Here is a 15,330-nt window from a genome sequence, read left to right on the forward strand (position 1 = left end):
GCAGTTGGTTGTCTGCGGATGTGTTCGATTCTGCGGGCGCGTTGTGGCTGGTCGCGCAGTTCCCCGCGCCCCTTCGGGGCACGGCCGGACCGCGCCGCGCTTCTCGCGCAGCACCGCCGCCACCAGCGTGACCGCGACCCCGGCGCGGCCCGGGCCGACAGCACCAGCAGGGCGTCGGTCGTGTCGTTGCCGTCGAAGTACGCGATCGACCACGCCGCCCAGGTCCCCGCGCCCGGCGCCCTCACGACCAGCCGGATCACCGCACGGCGCAGGTTGGCGGGCCGGGCGCCCCTGCTGGTCGCCAGGGTCGGGGCGCACGGATGGGTCGCGGGCGCACCAGCCCACGACCACATGGAACGGGGGCAGCCCGTCGAAGTCCGTACGCCGTGAAGGGGGCGAGGCTTCGTACGCCTCGGCGGTTACGGAAAGTGACGTTCGCTCTGCAGGTCGTCAATTGCCGCCCGCCTCGAACTGCTTGATCGCTGAGGCCAGAGGTGCGCGGCGAAGGAGATTTCTTCCAACTGCCCCGCCCGGTTGCGGAGCTGACGGGACGGTGGCCGTTCTGGGTGCCCTCACCCTCCCTGGTAATCGCTGATGTGTTCGAATGTGGGCTCGCTGACCGGCGCTGATGAGGCTAGAGTAATCGAACGAGCGTACGATGAACTTATCGGGCGAATGGCTTAAAAGGGGTGGAGTGATGGAGGTGCGGCATGGCGGGCTTCGCTCATCTGCATGTCGCGTCCGGTTACTCCGCCCGCTACGGCGCCTCCCACCCCGAACAGCTGGTCCGGCGGGCGGCGGAGCGGGGTGTGTCCGCGCTCGCGCTCACCGACCGGGACACGGTCACCGGCGCTGTGCGGTTCGCGCAGGCCTGCGCGAAGGACGGGGTCCGGCCGCTCTTCGGCATCGATCTTGCCGTGGAGGCCCTCGCGCCTCCGCCACCCGCCCAGCGTCGACGCACGCCGGTGCGTGGGGGTGCGCACGTCGTCGAGCCGCCGCTGCGGTTCGTGCTGCTCGCACAGAACCGGGAGGGCTGGGCGCGGTTGTGCCGCATCACGTCGGCTGCCCATGTGGGGGCGGTGTCCGGTACGGCTCCGGTGGTGCCGTGGGAGGCGTTGCGCGAGTACGGCGGCTCCGGCCTGACCGTACTGCTGGGGCCGCTCTCGGAGCCGGTGCGGGCGCTGTCGGTGGGACGGGAGGACGTCGCGATGAAGTTGCTGGCGCCCTGGCGGGAGATCTTCGGGAGGTCTGTTCGATTGGAAGCCGTTGTGCAGAAACGTTCCGGCATCGGTCCGGGATCCCTGCGCCTGGCCGCCCGCACCCTCGCCCTGGCCGACCGCACCCGTACCACCGCCGTGCTCTCCAACGCCGTTCGCTACGCCGACCCCGAGCAGCACCGCCTCGCCGACGTCCTGGACGCCGCACGGCTGCTGCGCCCCATCGACCGCCGCCGACTGGACACCGGACAGCGCTGGCTCAAGGACGAGCGAGGAATGGAGACCGTCGCGCGGATGATCGCCGAATGCGCCGGAGGGGACATCCGCCGGACTCGCCGTCTGATGGCGGACACCGTCGCCACGGCGACCGCGTGCACCGTCGATCCGGTGGCGGACCTCGGACTCGGCACCAGGCACTTCCCGGAGCCGTCCCTCTTCGGAGCGGAGCCCCGAGCGGGCGGCGCGGCACAGGTGCTGCGCCGGCAGTGCGAGGCCGGCCTGATCCGGCGCGGCCTCGACCGCGACCCGGCGGCACTCGACCGGCTGGACGAAGAGCTCGATGTGATCTCCCGGCTCGACTACGACTCGTACTTCCTCGCCGTCGGCCAGGTGGTCGCCGACATCCGCGCCAAAGGCATCAGGGTCGCGGCACGCGGCTCGGGCGCCGGCTCGATGGTCTGCCACGTGCTGGGTATCGCCACCGCCAATCCGCTCGAACACCGCCTCCTGCTCGAACGGTTCATCAGTGTGCGCCGGGCCTCGCTCCCTGACATCGACATCGATGTGGAATCGGCCAGACGGCTGGAGTGCTATGACGTGATCTTCGAGCGTTTCGGCAAGGAACGGGTCGCGGTCACCGCGATGCCCGAGACCTATCGGGCGCGCAGGGCGCTGCGGGACACCGGTCTCGCGCTCGGGATCGCCCCGGCCGAGGTCGACCGGATCGCCAAGAGTTTTCCGCACCTGCGGGCCTCGGACATCACCGGCGCGCTCGCCGAGCTGCCGGAACTGCGGCAGTTGGCGGCCGAGGCGGACCGGTTCGGACCGCTGTGGGAGCTGGCTGAGGGGCTCGACTCCCTGGTCCACGGCATGGCCATGCACCCCTGCGGTGTGGTCATCAGTGACGCGACCCTTCTGGACCGGCTGCCGGTGCAGCCCACCCCGCAGGGCGACTATCCGATGGCCATGGCCGCGAAGGAGGAGATCGAGGCGCTGGGCAACATCAAACTCGACGTCCTGGGCGTACGGATGCAGTCCGCGATGGCCCACGCCGTCGCCGAGATCGAACGCACCACGGGCAGCAGAATCGATCTGGACGACTCCGAGCGGGTGCCGCTCGACGACGTCTTCGCCTTCAAGCTCATCCAGGACAGCCGCACCCTGGGTCTGTTCCAGCTGGAGTCCCCTGGTCAGCAGGACCTGCTGTCCCGGCTGCAACCGCGCAACGTGCAGGACGTCATCGCCGACATCAGCCTCTTCCGTCCCGGCCCGGTCGCCGGCGGCATGCCCGAGCGGTACATCGCCGCCCGCCACGGGGGCTCGCCGTCGTACGCCCACCCGGACCTGGAGCCGGTGCTCGCCGACACCTACGGCGTGACCATCTGGCACGAGCAGATCATCGAGACGCTGTCGGTGATGACCGGCTGCGACCGCGCACTGGCGGAGATCGCCCGGCGCGCGCTCGGCGAGAAGGACCGGTTGCCCGGCATCAGGGACTGGTTCCACGGCCTGGCACGCGCGCGTGGTTACAGCGCGGCCGTCCGGGACGAGGTCTGGAAGACCGTCGAGGCCTTCGGCGCGTACGGCTTCTGCCGGGCGCATGCGGTCGCCTTCGCCGTGCCCGCCTTGCAGAGCGCCTGGCTCAAGGCGCACTATCCGGCGTTTCTGCTGGCGGGCCTGCTCGAACACGACCCCGGGATGTGGCCCAAGCGTGTCCTGGTCTCCGACGCCCGGCGGGGAGGTGTGCAGGTCCTGCCCGTGGACATCAACCGCTCGAAGGTGAAGCACACTGTGGAGAAGGCCGATGGAGACCAGTGGGCGGTGCGGCTCGCGCTGTCCGAGGTGCGTGGCATCAGCGAGGAGGAGTCCGCGCGGATCGAGGAGGGACAGCCGTACGGATCACTGTCGGACTTCTGGCAGCGGGGCCGTCCCAGCAGGCCGGTCGCCGAACGCCTCGCCGAGATCGGTGCCCTGGACCGTCTCCATGACGGCCGCCTCACTCGACGCGATCTGCTGCTCCAGATCGCCGAGTTGCACCGGCAGTCCCGCACCCGCTCCGCCCATGAGGGGCAACTGCCCATCGATGCAGGCGCCGTTGGCGGTGCTGAGCCGAGCGGGCTGCCGGAGATGACCGGACGTGAGGCCCTGAGCGCCGAGTTGAGCACGCTCGGCATCGATGTCTCCCGGCACCTGATGGAGCACCATCACCGGCTGCTGCGGGAGATCGGCGCGACGGACGCGGCCCATCTGGCCGGGCTGCGCCCTGGTCAGCAGGTCCTGGTCGCCGGCGTACGCGCCTCGACCCAGACCCCGCCGATCGCCAGCGGTCGGCGCATCATCTTCGTCACCCTGGAGGACGGGTCCGGCCTGGTCGACCTGGCGTTCTTCGAGGACTCCCACCCGGCCTGCGCGCACACCGTCTTCCACAGCGGGCTGCTGCTGGTGCGCGGCACGGTCCAGGTGCGCGGCACCCGCCGTACGGTCGTGGGCACCATGGCCTGGGATCTGGACGAGATCGCCGCGGCCCGCCGCGACAACGGTCCCGAGGCCGCACTCGCCCTCCTCGGCGAGGCTCGCCCGCACCCCACCCCCGCCCAGCCGCACCGCACCCTGGTCAACGGCACCACCGGTGCTCGCCTGCACCCGTACGCCGACCTCCAGCCCGCCGGCACCCGATCGGCCGACCTGAAGAAGTTCGGCCACCGCAGTCCGGGGAGCGCAGGATGAACACGCGTCAGCGGCATATCGCGCACCTCCATCTGCATGCTGCGCTGACCGGGGCACAGTACGATGACGTAATCGAACTGATGTCTGGTATCACGCCCCATGTCCAGGCGGTGCCGCCCAACGCCGTTCAGCTGGATCTGACTTCGGCGCTCCGATATTTCGATCTGTCTCCTTACGACGTGGTCCAACTGGCGAAGATCAGGCTGAAGGCTCTCTACGGCATCGACAGCAGTGCCGGGCTCGCGGGCAACCGCATGCTGGCCTCCATGGCGGCCGACGCGTCCGCGCCGGGAGACACCACCTGGGTCCCGGCCGAGAGGGCCGTCGAATGGCTGTATCCCCGCCCGGTCGCCGCACTGCCCGGGATCGGCCGTGTCACGACCAGTGCCCTCGCCAGGTACGGCCTGCACACCATCGGTCAGGTCTCCGACCTGCCCGCCGCGACCCTGCAGCGGCTCCTCGGTGCTGCTCAGGCGCGGCTGTTGGCCGAACGTGCCCGCGGCTACGACCCCCGCCCGGTCACCCCGAAGGAGCCTGCGGCGCACCTGACCGCCGACCTTGTGCTCGACCGGGACCGTCTCGATCCGACACAACACCACCAGGCCGTCCTGGGACTCGCCGACCAGATCGGCCAACGCCTGCGCGGGGAGAACCAGATCGCCCGGAGGCTCAGTCTCACGGTGCGCTACGCCGACCGCAGCTCCACCACGCGTACGAACACGATGCCGGAGCCCACAAGCCACTCACCCGCCATCGCGGCAACCGCCCTGGGCCTGCTGGCCGCACTGGGACTGCAACGAGCCCGCGTCCGTGCCTACGCAATCCGCGCCGACGACCTGCTGTCCGCCGGCAGTGCTTACCGCCAGCTGTCCCTGGACCCGGGTGACGACCGGGCCCGCGCAGCAGAGCGTGCCGCCGACCGGGCCCGCCGCCGCTTCGGCCCGCAGGCCGTGCGGCCGGCGGCCCTCGCGAATTGATCGGGCACCACCTGCACCCGGACCGGCCGCTTCCTCCGGTACGGCCTCCGGCGATCCCGACCTGATCGCCTTCGCCGCAGGCGGCCGGAAGATGGTCACCTGGCACGGCCTGTCCGGCCCATCGACCCGCCGGCTGCCGTCGTCAACTGGGTCGCACACGGCGTACGGCATGTACGAGTCCCTGGCATGGGTCTCAGTTGGCCCACGGGGGAGTGATGCGGGTGCCGTCGGCGAATACGGCCTCCAGGCCGATGGACGTGGTGACCCAGGAGATCGCCGTCTGATCGGTGGGGTTCTCGACGCCGAGGGTCGCGCCGGGGTTGACGATGACCGTGTCCCCCGCGGTGATGCGGTCCGTGCGGCCGTCGAGGGTGATCAGCAGCTCCCCGATGAGGAGATGGAAGATCTCCTCACGGCTGACGGTGTGAACCGGCGCCTTGGTCCCGGCGGGGATCTCCCCGCGCCAGGCGCACAGCTCCTTGCTTCCGGTGAGCGGGCCGGCGTACGAGACGAAACGGGCGCCGTGGATCTCGTGGGTGACGGCTTCGGACGTGCGGATGACGGGCATGGCTGACTCCGATCCATATGGTCAAGTAGCTTGACTATCTGTTCTATAGTCAAGCTGCTTGACCATTCCGTCAAGGGTGTTTCAATGCCTCCGTGCACAACTCCGAGGCCATGGCCCTGTCCGCCGCCCTGCTCGCCGTCGCCGGTGAGCTCACGCAACGCGTCAACGAGGGCGTCGTCGCCCGCGGTTTCGAGGGAGTGCGGCCTGCGCACGGCTTCGCCTTCGCGCGGCTCGCCCCGGACGGCGCGACGGTCACCGACCTCGCGGCCCACCTCGGTGTCACCAAGCAGGCGGCCAGCCAACTCGTCGACGAGATCGTGCGGAAGGGGTATGCCGAGCGCCGGGCGCACCCCGTGGACGCCCGTGCCAGGTTGATCGTGCTGACCGAGCGGGGGTGGGCCTGCACGCGGGCCGCGGAGGAGGCTGCCGCGGAGGTGGTGCGGGAGTGGAGTGCCGTGCTCGGTGAGGCTGAAGTGCGGGCGCTGGGCGGGCAGTTGGGGCGTATTGCACCCTACGGGCCCATCCGGCCTGCCTGGTGAGGGTCCGAACCCCGGCTACTGGCGAGTCAGTTATCACTGGAAGTTTTTACTGACGCGTAACTTCACACTTGCACTACTCGCCCGTAACTTGACGAGTGAACAGCATCCTTCGTGATCCGGATCACAGGGCGTAAGGCCATCGCAACTCCCTTGAGCCGCAAGGAGATCACACGATGCTGCCCTGGAAACGAGTGCTCAGACCCCTGACCGCGCTGCTGCTGACCGCCGCGGTCGCCACGGTCCCCGCCACCGCCGCCCACGCCGCCGACACGGCCGCGACCTCGTCGAGCGGCTGGAACGACTACTCCTGCAAGCCGTCCGCCACCCATCCCCGGCCCGTCGTCCTGGTCCACGGCACCCTCGCCAACTCCGTCGACAACTGGCTGGCCCTCGCCCCGTATCTGGAGGATCGCGGCTACTGCGTCTTCTCCTTCGACTACGGCCAGCTGCCGAACGTCCCCGTCTTCTACGGCCTCGGCCCCATCGACAAGTCGGCAGAGCAGCTGTCCGCCTACGTCGACAAGGTGCTCGCCGCGACCGGTGCCGCCAAGGTCGACCTCGTCGGCCACTCGCAGGGCGGCATGATGCCCCGCTACTACCTCAAGTTCCTCGGCGGGGCCGCCAAGGTGAACGCCCTCGTCGGCATCGCACCCGACAACCACGGCACCGACCTCGACGGGTTCACCCGGCTGCTGCCGTACTTCCCCGGCGCCGCGGACCTGATCTCCGCCTCGACCCCCGGGCTCGCCGACCAGATCGTCGGATCCGCGTTCCTCACCAAGCTCAACGCGGGCGGGGACACCGTTCCCGGCGTCCACTACACGGTCATCGCCACCAAGTACGACGAGGTGGTCACCCCGTACAGCAGTCAGTTCCTGAGCGGTTCCGACGTGCACAACGTGCTGCTGCAGAACCTGTGCGCGCTCGACCTCTCCGAGCACGCCCTGATCGGCCTGACCGACCGGATCGCCTTCCACGAGGCGGCCAATGCCCTCGACCCGGCACACGCCTCCGCCACCACCTGTGCGTCGGCGCTGAGCTGACGCACCTCTCGGGGCCTGTCCGACCTGAGCCGCCGGACAGGCCCCGCGCTTTTCCGCCCCGTCAGCGGCCGCCCCGTCAGCGGCCGTGCCGTCCGCCGTCGCCCGTCGCGCGGCGGCGGACCGAGGAGACCGAGAGGAACAACGCCGCCGCACCGACCGCCAGGGCGGCCGCGCCACCGATGGCGATGTACGAGGTGCTGTCGGCGGCGCCCGTCTCGGCGAGGTTCTCCGAGGTCCCGGCCGCCGTGGGCTCGTTGGCCGCGGCAGCGGCCGTCGACGGGTCCGCGGAGGTGCTCGCGTCGGCGTCACCGTGACCGTGGTGCTCGACCGTCGACTTGTCGGCACCCGCCTCGATCTGCTGGTCGGAGGGGGCGGAGGCGGCCGGCGCCGGGGACGGGCTGCCTGTCGTACCGCTGCCGCCGGCGCCACCGCCGCCGAAGCTCACGTCCGAGCAGGAGTAGAACGCCTCCGGGCTGTCCGAGCGCTGCCAGATCGCATACAGAAGCTGCTTGCCGGAGCGCTGGGGGAGGGTGCCGGAGAAGGTGTAGAAGCCGCCCGAGGCGACCGGGTCGGTGGCCGTCGCCACCGGGTGCTCCAGGTCCAGGTCGGACCAGGCGAGCGGGTGTGCCGGGTCGTAGCCGGCCTTGGTGACGTACACCTTGAAGGTGCCCTTGTGCGGGGCGGTGACGCGGTACTTGAAGGTGTACGGACCCGCACTCACCCTCGTCGCCGGCCAGTCGGCGCGGGCCAGGTCGAGCCCCTTGAACTCCTCGTTGTTCGCGCTGCACAGCTTGCCGTCCGGGATCAGCGTCCGGTGCTGCCCGTTCGCGTCGCCGATCCGGATGCCGTTCCAGTCGTAGAGCGCCTGGGTGCCGCCGGCCGCGACCGCCGCCCTGCACGCGTCCGACTTCGGGCTCTCCGGGCCCTCCGCGTAGCACTGCGCGACCCGGCTGACCGGGTCGCCCATGGTGCCGTGCGCGGACGCCGGGGCAGCGGCGAGGGCGGTCAGGGCGAGCGGGGCGACGCCGAGGACGGTGAGAGCGGCGACCTTGCGGCGGCGTGCGGGCATGCGGAATCTCCTCGGAACGGTCCTGATGCGTGGGGCGGATCGCGGGGGTGAATCCCGTGGGGCGCGATCAGAAGCTAGCCCGAAGAAACCGTGAAATCGCCTGCTGGAGGCGGGTGATGGAGATCCTTATGGTGCCGTTAAGGGAGTGCTCAGCCTGGGATCAGGTAATACCGTGCGCGGCATGACCGACGAGGAGATCCGGGCGGCCGTCGCCGCCGACGTACCGGCCGTGAAGGCCGTGACCGATGCCGCCTACCACCACTACATCGAACGCATCGGGGTGGTGCCGAAGCCCATGGAGGCGGACCACGCGGCGAACGTGGCCGCGGGCAGGGTGTTCGTGACGGGGGACCCCGTGATCGGCCTGGTCGTGATCGAGGAGCGCACGGACCATCTGTACCTCGACAACATCGCCGTCCACCCCGAGGCGCACGGCAGGGGGGGGTGGGGCGACGGCTGCTGCAGTTCGTGGACGCACGCGCGCGTGCGCTCGGGCTGCCCGAGGTCAGGCTCTACACCAACGCGATGATGTGGGAGAACCAGAAGATCTATCCGAAGTTCGGCTATGAGGTCGTCGAGCGGCGGGTGGACGGCCCCTATGACCGCATCCACTACCGCAAGCGGCTGGACTGATGGGTGGGCTGGACTGATGGGTGGGCTGGACTGATTGGCTGGACCGGCTGCTTCAGCCGTCCGGCCACCACGTTCGTGCGATGTCCTTGCGGACCTCCGGGCGCCCGGAGGGGCGCTCGTCGGCCTCCTCGCGGACCTTGCGGGAGTCCGTCTTCCTCAGGGGCTTCTGCACGGTGGTGCGGCGCATGGCTGCCTCCTTCAGCGCCTACCGGGTTCCGTGTTCTCACGGAGGTAGACCCTTTCGGGGAGACTGACTCATCGGTCGGGGTCTGTCTGTGGTGGCTGTCACGAATCGACTGTCAGTGGCGGGTGTCACTCTTGGGCGCATGACGAATGACAATGACGCGCTGAGCTGGGCGGCTGTGGACTGGGACGCGGAGGCCGCCTCCTTCGACGACGAACCGGATCACGGTCTGCGCGACCCTCAGGTGCGCCGCGCCTGGGCCGAGCGGCTCCGCTCCTGGCTGCCGGAGCGGACGAGTGACGTCCTCGACCTCGGCTGCGGCACCGGCAGTCTGTCGCTCCTCGCGTCCGAGCAGGGACACCATGTGACCGGGGTGGACAGCTCGCCGGCCATGATCGATCTCGCGAGAGAGAAGCTGGCCGGTCGTGACGCGGCGTTCCTGGTCGGTGACGCGACGGCGCCGCCGGTGGGGGAGCAGCGCTTCGACGTCGTGCTCGTACGGCATCTGCTGTGGGCGCTGCCCGACCCCGGCCGGGTCCTGCGGCACTGGCGGGAGTTGGTGCGCCCCGGAGGCCGGCTCGTGCTGGTCGAGGGCGTGTGGGGGACGGTCACGCCGGCCGGCATACCGGCCGGCGTGCTCACCGGTCTCCTCGCGCCGCTCGCCGCTGAGGTGCGGCTGGAACAGCTGTCGCAGGAGACGCAGCTGTGGGGGAAGGAGGTGACGGACGAGCGGTACGCGGTGGTGGCGCTGGTGTGAGTCCCTCAGGCCAGCAGTGCGGCGAAGCCGCCCTCGCGGGCCAGCGACTCCAGCTCGTCCAGGGCGGCGACGGCGGCGGCCGCGGCCTCCGGGTCCGTCGCCGCCAGGCCGCTCTCGGCGAACTCGTCCTCGTCCAGCCGCAGGACGTCCCTGCCGTCCGCGGAGTGCCACAGGTCCAGGTCGAGGTCCTCGACGACCAGTTCCGTGCCGGAGAGCGTGGCCGGGCGGGTGACGTCGCAGTACCAGCCCTTCAGGGTGCCCTCGGAGTTTCTGACCTCCTTCACGGCGTACCAGCGGTCGCGCCAGTAGTACTCCGTGAAGACGTCGCCCTGCTCGAAGCGGACGAACCCGAAGTCGCGCACGCCGTCACCCGCCCAGGGCGCACGGACGACGACGCGCATACCGTCGTCGCCGAGCAGCTCCGCCGCGTAACGGATCTTCGTCCGGCCCGCCTTGACCAGGACGACGTCCAACTGCCCCGGACCGTCAGGCGAGTTCGCGGACATACCGCACCTCCGATGCGCAGATCTCGTATCCGAACCATTTGTTGATCGCGAGCATGGGCTCGTTCCCGGAGTCGTTGCCCGTGAGCGCCACCGTGTATCCGGCGGCGCGGGCGCGGTGCAGGGAGGCGTTCTTGGCCAGCTTGGCCAGGCCGCGGCCGCGGTAGGCGCGGGCGGTGCCGGTCATGGCGGTGGCGTAGCGGCCGGTGGCGGGGTCCGTCCAGGCCACGCTGAAGGCGGCCGGGCGGGCCTCGACGAGCGCGATCGTGGTCAGCTCCCGGTCGAGCAGCGGGGCCTTCCAGCTCTCCTCGATCCAGGTCTCGTAGTCGCTGAGCTCGGCGTCGACATCGCTCGGTTCGTCCGACGTCGTCGCGGCGTCCAGCTCGAACAGCGGGCGCGGATCGTCCGCGAAGTCGGCCGCGGAGCGCAACTCGACGCCCGGCGGCGCGGACTGGAGCGGCGGGAGCGTCCCGTCGGTCAGATCGAGGCGGAGGAAATGGGCGGAGCGGCTGGCGCGGTAGCCGCGCCGTTCCGCGAAGGCCCGGTTGGCGGGCTCGTCCAGGACCCAGGCGAACAGCTTGGTCGCGCCGTGCTCGGTGAGGTGCTGCTCGGCCGCGCGGACCAGAAGATCGCCGGCGCCGCGGCCGGTGCGGTCCGGGTGCACATAGATGTTGAGCATGCCTTGGCCCGGCTCCGGGCTGTCGTGCGCCAGTTGCACCTGCGCCGTGCCGACGACCTCGCCGTCCTCCTCCGCGACCAGGGATCTGAAGCGGGCGTCGGGGTGGGTGTGGGCGAGGCGGTGGACGATGGCGTCCGGGGTCCACAGGATGTGCGGAAGGGCCAGATGGCGGACATGGGCGAAGCCCTCCACGTCGGCCCGGTCGTCGGGGCGGAGATCGCGCACGGTCACAGTCATTGGGCGCACGCTACGGGGAAGGCTCACCCGGGTGCCTCTTATTTTCGGGCCGGTGCGGGACAATCGGCAGCGTGACCTTGAAGATCCACATCGACGACAGTGCCGCGCCGTACGAGCAGGTGCGGGCGCAGATCTCCGAGCAGGCGCGGTCGGGGGTGCTGCCGGTGGGGTACCGGCTGCCGACCGTGCGGGGACTGGCCGAGTCGCTCGGGCTCGCGGCGAACACCGTCGCCAAGGCGTACCGGGCGCTGGAGAGCGACGGGGTGATCGAGACGCGGGGGCGCAACGGAACGTTCGTCGCTGCCGCGGGCTCGGCGGCGGAGCGGGAGTTGGCCTCGGCGGCGCAGGCTTACGTGGAGCGGGCTCGCCGGCTGGCGGTGGGCGAGGAGGCGGCGCTGGCCGCCGTGCGGGATGCCCTGCGGGCGGCTTACGAGGGGTGAGCGGTCCCTCCGGGGGTGCTCTTGGCACTGCGGTCGGCCGTCGATCGTGTGCCGGTCAGTTGTGGTTGCTCGCGCAGTTCCCCGCGCCCCTTTGGGGCGCTGCTGTTACCGCCGGGTGGTCAGTTCCGGTGTGCGCGTTACCGTGAGGTCCGCTCTGGTGGCCGCCCTGCTGAAAGTCACCGCGTCCTTCACCGCCGCCCCGCCGGGGTCGTTGTTGAAGTAGGCGTACACGTCCCGGCGGTCGGACCAGGTGGTCGCGATCCGGTCCACCCAGGTCTCCAGGGAGCGGCGGCCGTAGTGCGGCCACGGGTGGGCGCGGCCCTGGTGGAAGCGGACGTAGCCCCAGTCGGTCGTGCGCCACAGCGGAGTGACGGGGCGGGCCTGGACGTCGGCCCAGCACAGGGCGGCACCCCGGGCTTCCAGGACCCTGCGTACCTCCTTCGTCCACCAGGAGTCGTGACGCGGTTCGACCGCGACCCGGGTCGACGAGGGGAAGCAGGCCAGGCACGCGTCCAGCAGCCCCGCGTCGGCCTTCAGCGTCGGCGGGAGCTGCAGAAGCACGGGCCCCAGACGGTCGCCCAGGCCCGTCGCGTGGCTCATCAGACGGTCGACCGGCTCCTCGGGATCCTTGAGGCGCTTGATATGGGTGAGGTAGCGACTCGCCTTCACCGCCACCACGAAGTCCCGCGGCACGCGCTCCCGCCACGCCTCGAAGTTCTCCCGTGTCGGCAGCCGGTAGAAAGCGTTGTTGATCTCCACCGTGGCGAAGTGCTCCGTGTACTCCTCCAGCCACAGCCGCATGGGTACCTCGGCGGGGTAGAAGACCTCCCGCCAGTCCTTGTACTGCCACCCCGACGTTCCGACGAACAGGGTCATACGTCCATCAAAACACCGGTCGCCTACAGATACAGCCCGGCGTCCGCCCCGTCCCGCGGTTCCGGGAGGGCCGTCGGAGAGGTGCCCCGGCGCAGTGCGTACAGCTCGGCCAGGGTCGCGCCCTCGCGGCCCACGCCCTCCTCGGTGCCCAGCCAGTTCACCGCCTCCGCGCGGGTCAGCTGCCCCACCTCGATACGGGCCAGACAGCGGCCCGGGCGGACCACGGCCGGGTGCAGTCGCTCCAGGTCCTCGTTGGTCGTCACGCCCACCAGGACATTGCGGCCCTGGCCGAGCAGGCCGTCGGTCAGGTTCAGCAGCCGCGACAGGGCCTGGCCCGCCGTGTGCTTGGCCTCCCCGCGGATCAGCTCGTCGCAGTCCTCCAGGAGCAGCAGCCGCCAGCGGCCCTTGCCCGTGCCGTCCTCCTCGCCGATCGCGATGTCCATCAGATAGCCGACGTCGGAGAACAGACGCTCCGGGTCGAGCACGCAGTCCACCTGGCACCAGTCCCGCCAGGAACGGGCCAGTGTGCGCAGGGCGGAGGTCTTGCCGGTGCCCGGCGGGCCGTGCAGCAGGAGCAGACGGCCCGCGATGTCCTCGGGAGTCGTCCTCATCAGGCGGTCCATCGCGTGCGCCACCGGCGCCGTGTAGTTCTCCCGCACCTCGTCCCAGGTGCCCGCGGAGATCTGCCGGGTCGTGCGGTGCGGGCCGCGCCTCGGGGAGACGTACCAGAAGCCCATCGTCACGTTCTCCGGCTGGGGTTCGGGCTCGTCCGCCGCGCCCTCCGTGGCCTGGTCGAGGACCTTCTGCGCCAGCTCGGCGCTGGTCGCCGTGACCGTGACGTCGGCGCCGCGGTTCCAGCGGGAGATCAGCAGCGTCCAGCCGTCGCCCTCCGCCAGCGTCGCGCTGCGGTCGTCGTCACGGGCCATGCGCAGCACCCGGGCGCCCGGCGGCAGGAGCGTCGCCCCGGAGCGGACGCGGTCGATGTTCGACGCATGCGAGTACGGCTGCTCGCCCGTCGCGAAGCGGCCGAGGAACAGCGCGTCGACGACGTCGGACGGCGAGTCGCTGTCGTCGACGTTGAGCCGGATCGGCAGAGCGTCGTATGGGTTCGCAGACATGGCGCCCATGATCCGGCACGTGGGCGCTCCGCGCACTGGATTTCCCCCGCTCTGTCCCGGGTGTCTGTTTGCTACAACCTCTGCCATACCTGGCATTCCGACGGTTACTGTTGCCCTCGATGGGACGTCATGAGTGGAATTCGGGGGCACGACGGTGGCGGCTCACCGCGCTGCTCGGCGTGGGCGTGGCCGCACTGGCTCTGATCGTGACCCTGATCAACACGCTTCCGGGGGGCGGTGGCAGCACCGCGGGCACCTCGCGCAACGGCGACACGGTGCACGGCACCCCGGTGACCCCGCCCGACCAGGACAGACCCGAGGTCGGCTGGGGCTTCACACACACCCAGTACAGCGCCGACGAGGGCAGCTCCGCCGCCACCGAGCGGGTCGAGGGGCTGATCTCGGACGCCGGGGGCATGCCGCAGGACCAGGCACTCATGGGCTGGGGCGCCGACAACCCCGAGCCGCTGAAGGGGCGTTACGACTTCGACGCGATGGACCGCCGTATCGACTTCATCCGCAAGTCCGGCGGTACCCCGGTGGTCACCCTGTGCTGCTCCCCGGACTGGATGAAGGGCGGCAAGGCCGGCGTCGACAACACCGACTGGAGCCGGTCCGCGCTGGAGACCGCCCCGCGGCCCGAGCACTACGCGGACTTCGCCGCGCTCGCCGCGACCGTCGCCAAGCGCTATCCGGACGTACGCCACTTCATCGTCTGGAACGAGTTCAAGGGCTTCTGGAACGACGCCAAGGGCCGCTGGGACTACGAGGGTTACACCCAGCTCTACAACCTCGTCTACAAGGCCCTGAAGAAGGTCGACAAGAACATCATGGTGGGTGGGCCCTACCTGGTCATGGACAGTGTCGACCCGCGCGCGGACGAGGCATCCAAGACCTTCAAGGGCCCGTGGGGCGCCATGGACCAGCGGGTCCTCGACGCCTTCGACTACTGGAACAAGAACAAGGCGGGCGCCGACTTCGTCGTCGTGGACGGCTCCAGCTACACCAACGACGACGAGATGCTGCCGAACGAGTTCGCGGCGACCGACAAGTTCACCGCTGTCGGCACGTGGGTGCGGCAGCAGACCGGCAATCTCCCGCTGTGGTGGTCCGAGTACTACGTCGAGCCCGCCGACGGCAACGACGACCGCAAGGGCTGGTCGGAGACCCGCCGCGTCGCCGTCCAGGCCGCCGGAATGATCGCCATGGTCAGGGGCGGCGCCTCCTCAGGCTTCTACTGGAACCCGGAGGACGAGAAGGGCAGGGACTGCGCGGGCTGCATGTGGACGCCGACCGACAGCGCGGACGGCGGCAGGAAGCTGCCCATGTTCGACCTGGTCTCCCGCTTCCACCGGGCCTTCCCGCCCGGCACGAAGTACACGAGCGTCTCCGTCGCCGCGGACGACGTGCCCAACGTCCGCGTTCTCGCCACCGACAGGACGGTCCTGGTGGTCAACACCATCGGCCGGTCGATCAGCGCGAAGGTCGACGGGAAGCGGTTCGAGATGCAGGCGTACGAGGTGCGGTGGCTCACGCGCTGAGCC

At 70.4% G+C, this 15,330-nt stretch carries 15 protein-coding genes and 1 pseudogene; 9 read left to right on the forward strand and 7 right to left on the reverse strand.

Going from position 1 to position 15,330, the window contains the following annotated elements; all coding sequences use genetic code 11:
- Window positions 1–18 precede the first annotated feature (18 nt).
- The 3 genes from ACFY1U_RS25510 to ACFY1U_RS25520 all read left to right on the forward strand — a co-directional run bounded on the left by ACFY1U_RS25510 (window position 19) and on the right by ACFY1U_RS25520 (window position 5,140).
- The gene (locus tag ACFY1U_RS25510) at window positions 19–390 is read left to right on the forward strand and encodes a hypothetical protein (protein ID WP_390696454.1); all 372 of its coding nucleotides are present in this window, start codon (window positions 19–21) and stop codon (window positions 388–390) included.
- Between the two features lie 320 nt (window positions 391–710).
- On the forward strand, window positions 711–4,163 hold the full coding sequence (locus tag ACFY1U_RS25515; RefSeq protein WP_390696455.1) for a DNA polymerase III subunit alpha: 3,453 nt from the start codon (window positions 711–713) through the stop codon (window positions 4,161–4,163).
- 80 nt (window positions 4,164–4,243) lie between these two features.
- Window positions 4,244–5,140 (forward strand): ImpB/MucB/SamB family protein, encoded by an 897-nt coding sequence (locus ACFY1U_RS25520; RefSeq protein WP_390696456.1) that lies wholly within the window; start codon window positions 4,244–4,246, stop codon window positions 5,138–5,140.
- Window positions 5,141–5,333: 193 nt separating this feature from the next.
- On the opposite strand, the gene ACFY1U_RS25525 is transcribed toward ACFY1U_RS25520, so the two are convergent.
- Window positions 5,334–5,708: a cupin domain-containing protein gene (locus ACFY1U_RS25525; RefSeq protein WP_390696457.1), complete on the reverse strand. Its 375-nt coding sequence runs from the start codon at window positions 5,706–5,708 to the stop codon at window positions 5,334–5,336.
- 92 nt (window positions 5,709–5,800) lie between these two features.
- Here ACFY1U_RS25525 and ACFY1U_RS25530 point away from each other — a divergent pair, with 92 nt between their 5' ends.
- Both ACFY1U_RS25530 and ACFY1U_RS25535 read left to right on the forward strand, forming a co-directional pair.
- Window positions 5,801–6,247 (forward strand): MarR family winged helix-turn-helix transcriptional regulator, encoded by a 447-nt coding sequence (locus ACFY1U_RS25530; protein ID WP_390696458.1) that lies wholly within the window; start codon window positions 5,801–5,803, stop codon window positions 6,245–6,247.
- 173 nt (window positions 6,248–6,420) lie between these two features.
- A complete protein-coding gene (locus tag ACFY1U_RS25535) occupies window positions 6,421–7,290 on the forward strand; it encodes an esterase/lipase family protein (protein WP_390696459.1) in 870 nt (289 codons plus the stop codon).
- Between the two features lie 76 nt (window positions 7,291–7,366).
- On the opposite strand, the gene ACFY1U_RS25540 is transcribed toward ACFY1U_RS25535, so the two are convergent.
- On the reverse strand, window positions 7,367–8,359 hold the full coding sequence (locus tag ACFY1U_RS25540) for a lytic polysaccharide monooxygenase (protein ID WP_390696460.1): 993 nt from the start codon (window positions 8,357–8,359) through the stop codon (window positions 7,367–7,369).
- A gap of 181 nt (window positions 8,360–8,540) precedes the next feature.
- On the opposite strand from ACFY1U_RS25540, the pseudogene ACFY1U_RS25545 reads away from it, so the two are divergent.
- Window positions 8,541–8,992 (forward strand): annotated as a pseudogene (locus ACFY1U_RS25545) (GNAT family N-acetyltransferase).
- A 52-nt stretch (window positions 8,993–9,044) separates the two neighbouring features.
- Here ACFY1U_RS25545 and ACFY1U_RS25550 read toward each other — a convergent pair.
- A complete protein-coding gene (locus tag ACFY1U_RS25550; RefSeq protein WP_099927776.1) occupies window positions 9,045–9,179 on the reverse strand; it encodes a hypothetical protein in 135 nt (44 codons plus the stop codon).
- Window positions 9,180–9,318: 139 nt separating this feature from the next.
- Between ACFY1U_RS25550 and ACFY1U_RS25555 the strand changes: the two genes are divergently transcribed.
- On the forward strand, window positions 9,319–9,933 hold the full coding sequence (locus ACFY1U_RS25555; RefSeq protein WP_390696461.1) for a class I SAM-dependent methyltransferase: 615 nt from the start codon (window positions 9,319–9,321) through the stop codon (window positions 9,931–9,933).
- A gap of 5 nt (window positions 9,934–9,938) precedes the next feature.
- Here ACFY1U_RS25555 and ACFY1U_RS25560 read toward each other — a convergent pair whose 3' ends face one another.
- Both ACFY1U_RS25560 and ACFY1U_RS25565 read right to left on the reverse strand, forming a co-directional pair.
- Window positions 9,939–10,439, reverse strand: a complete 501-nt coding sequence (locus tag ACFY1U_RS25560; RefSeq protein ID WP_390696462.1) for a DUF402 domain-containing protein — start codon at window positions 10,437–10,439, stop codon at window positions 9,939–9,941.
- Window positions 10,420–11,352 (reverse strand): GNAT family N-acetyltransferase, encoded by a 933-nt coding sequence (locus tag ACFY1U_RS25565; RefSeq protein ID WP_390696463.1) that lies wholly within the window; start codon window positions 11,350–11,352, stop codon window positions 10,420–10,422. The genes ACFY1U_RS25560 and ACFY1U_RS25565 overlap by 20 nt, the downstream gene beginning before the upstream one ends.
- A gap of 71 nt (window positions 11,353–11,423) precedes the next feature.
- Between ACFY1U_RS25565 and ACFY1U_RS25570 the strand changes: the two genes are divergently transcribed.
- A complete protein-coding gene (locus ACFY1U_RS25570; RefSeq protein WP_390696464.1) occupies window positions 11,424–11,792 on the forward strand; it encodes a GntR family transcriptional regulator in 369 nt (122 codons plus the stop codon).
- Between the two features lie 105 nt (window positions 11,793–11,897).
- Here the strand turns inward: ACFY1U_RS25570 and ACFY1U_RS25575 are convergent, their stop codons facing one another.
- Window positions 11,898–12,668 (reverse strand): DUF72 domain-containing protein, encoded by a 771-nt coding sequence (locus ACFY1U_RS25575; protein WP_390696465.1) that lies wholly within the window; start codon window positions 12,666–12,668, stop codon window positions 11,898–11,900.
- A gap of 23 nt (window positions 12,669–12,691) precedes the next feature.
- Complete coding sequence (locus ACFY1U_RS25580; protein WP_390696466.1) at window positions 12,692–13,786, reverse strand: DUF5925 domain-containing protein; 1,095 nt, start codon at window positions 13,784–13,786, stop codon at window positions 12,692–12,694.
- Window positions 13,787–13,905: 119 nt separating this feature from the next.
- On the opposite strand from ACFY1U_RS25580, the gene ACFY1U_RS25585 reads away from it, so the two are divergent.
- On the forward strand, window positions 13,906–15,327 hold the full coding sequence (locus ACFY1U_RS25585; RefSeq protein WP_390696467.1) for a xylan 1,4-beta-xylosidase: 1,422 nt from the start codon (window positions 13,906–13,908) through the stop codon (window positions 15,325–15,327).
- The last annotated feature ends 3 nt before the right edge of the window (window positions 15,328–15,330 follow it).

It is taken from the genome of Streptomyces sp. NPDC001351 (genome assembly GCF_042896045.1).
GTDB lineage: Bacteria > Actinomycetota > Actinomycetes > Streptomycetales > Streptomycetaceae > Streptomyces.

Bases quoted from the DNA above. Each gene is read 5' to 3' on its own strand.
- ACFY1U_RS25510 (WP_390696454.1), top strand. From the start codon at position 19: ATGTGTTCGATTCTGCGGGCGCGTTGTGGCTGGTCGCGCAGTTCCCCG.
- ACFY1U_RS25515 (WP_390696455.1), top strand. From the start codon at position 711: ATGGCGGGCTTCGCTCATCTGCATGTCGCGTCCGGTTACTCCGCCCGC.
- ACFY1U_RS25520 (WP_390696456.1), top strand. From the start codon at position 4,244: ATGTCTGGTATCACGCCCCATGTCCAGGCGGTGCCGCCCAACGCCGTT.
- ACFY1U_RS25525 (WP_390696457.1), bottom strand. From the start codon at position 5,708: ATGCCCGTCATCCGCACGTCCGAAGCCGTCACCCACGAGATCCACGGC.
- ACFY1U_RS25535 (WP_390696459.1), top strand. From the start codon at position 6,421: ATGCTGCCCTGGAAACGAGTGCTCAGACCCCTGACCGCGCTGCTGCTG.
- ACFY1U_RS25540 (WP_390696460.1), bottom strand. From the start codon at position 8,359: ATGCCCGCACGCCGCCGCAAGGTCGCCGCTCTCACCGTCCTCGGCGTC.
- ACFY1U_RS25550 (WP_099927776.1), bottom strand. From the start codon at position 9,179: ATGCGCCGCACCACCGTGCAGAAGCCCCTGAGGAAGACGGACTCCCGC.
- ACFY1U_RS25555 (WP_390696461.1), top strand. From the start codon at position 9,319: ATGACGAATGACAATGACGCGCTGAGCTGGGCGGCTGTGGACTGGGAC.
- ACFY1U_RS25560 (WP_390696462.1), bottom strand. From the start codon at position 10,439: ATGTCCGCGAACTCGCCTGACGGTCCGGGGCAGTTGGACGTCGTCCTG.
- ACFY1U_RS25565 (WP_390696463.1), bottom strand. From the start codon at position 11,352: ATGACTGTGACCGTGCGCGATCTCCGCCCCGACGACCGGGCCGACGTG.
- ACFY1U_RS25575 (WP_390696465.1), bottom strand. From the start codon at position 12,668: ATGACCCTGTTCGTCGGAACGTCGGGGTGGCAGTACAAGGACTGGCGG.
- ACFY1U_RS25580 (WP_390696466.1), bottom strand. From the start codon at position 13,786: ATGTCTGCGAACCCATACGACGCTCTGCCGATCCGGCTCAACGTCGAC.
- ACFY1U_RS25585 (WP_390696467.1), top strand. From the start codon at position 13,906: ATGGGACGTCATGAGTGGAATTCGGGGGCACGACGGTGGCGGCTCACC.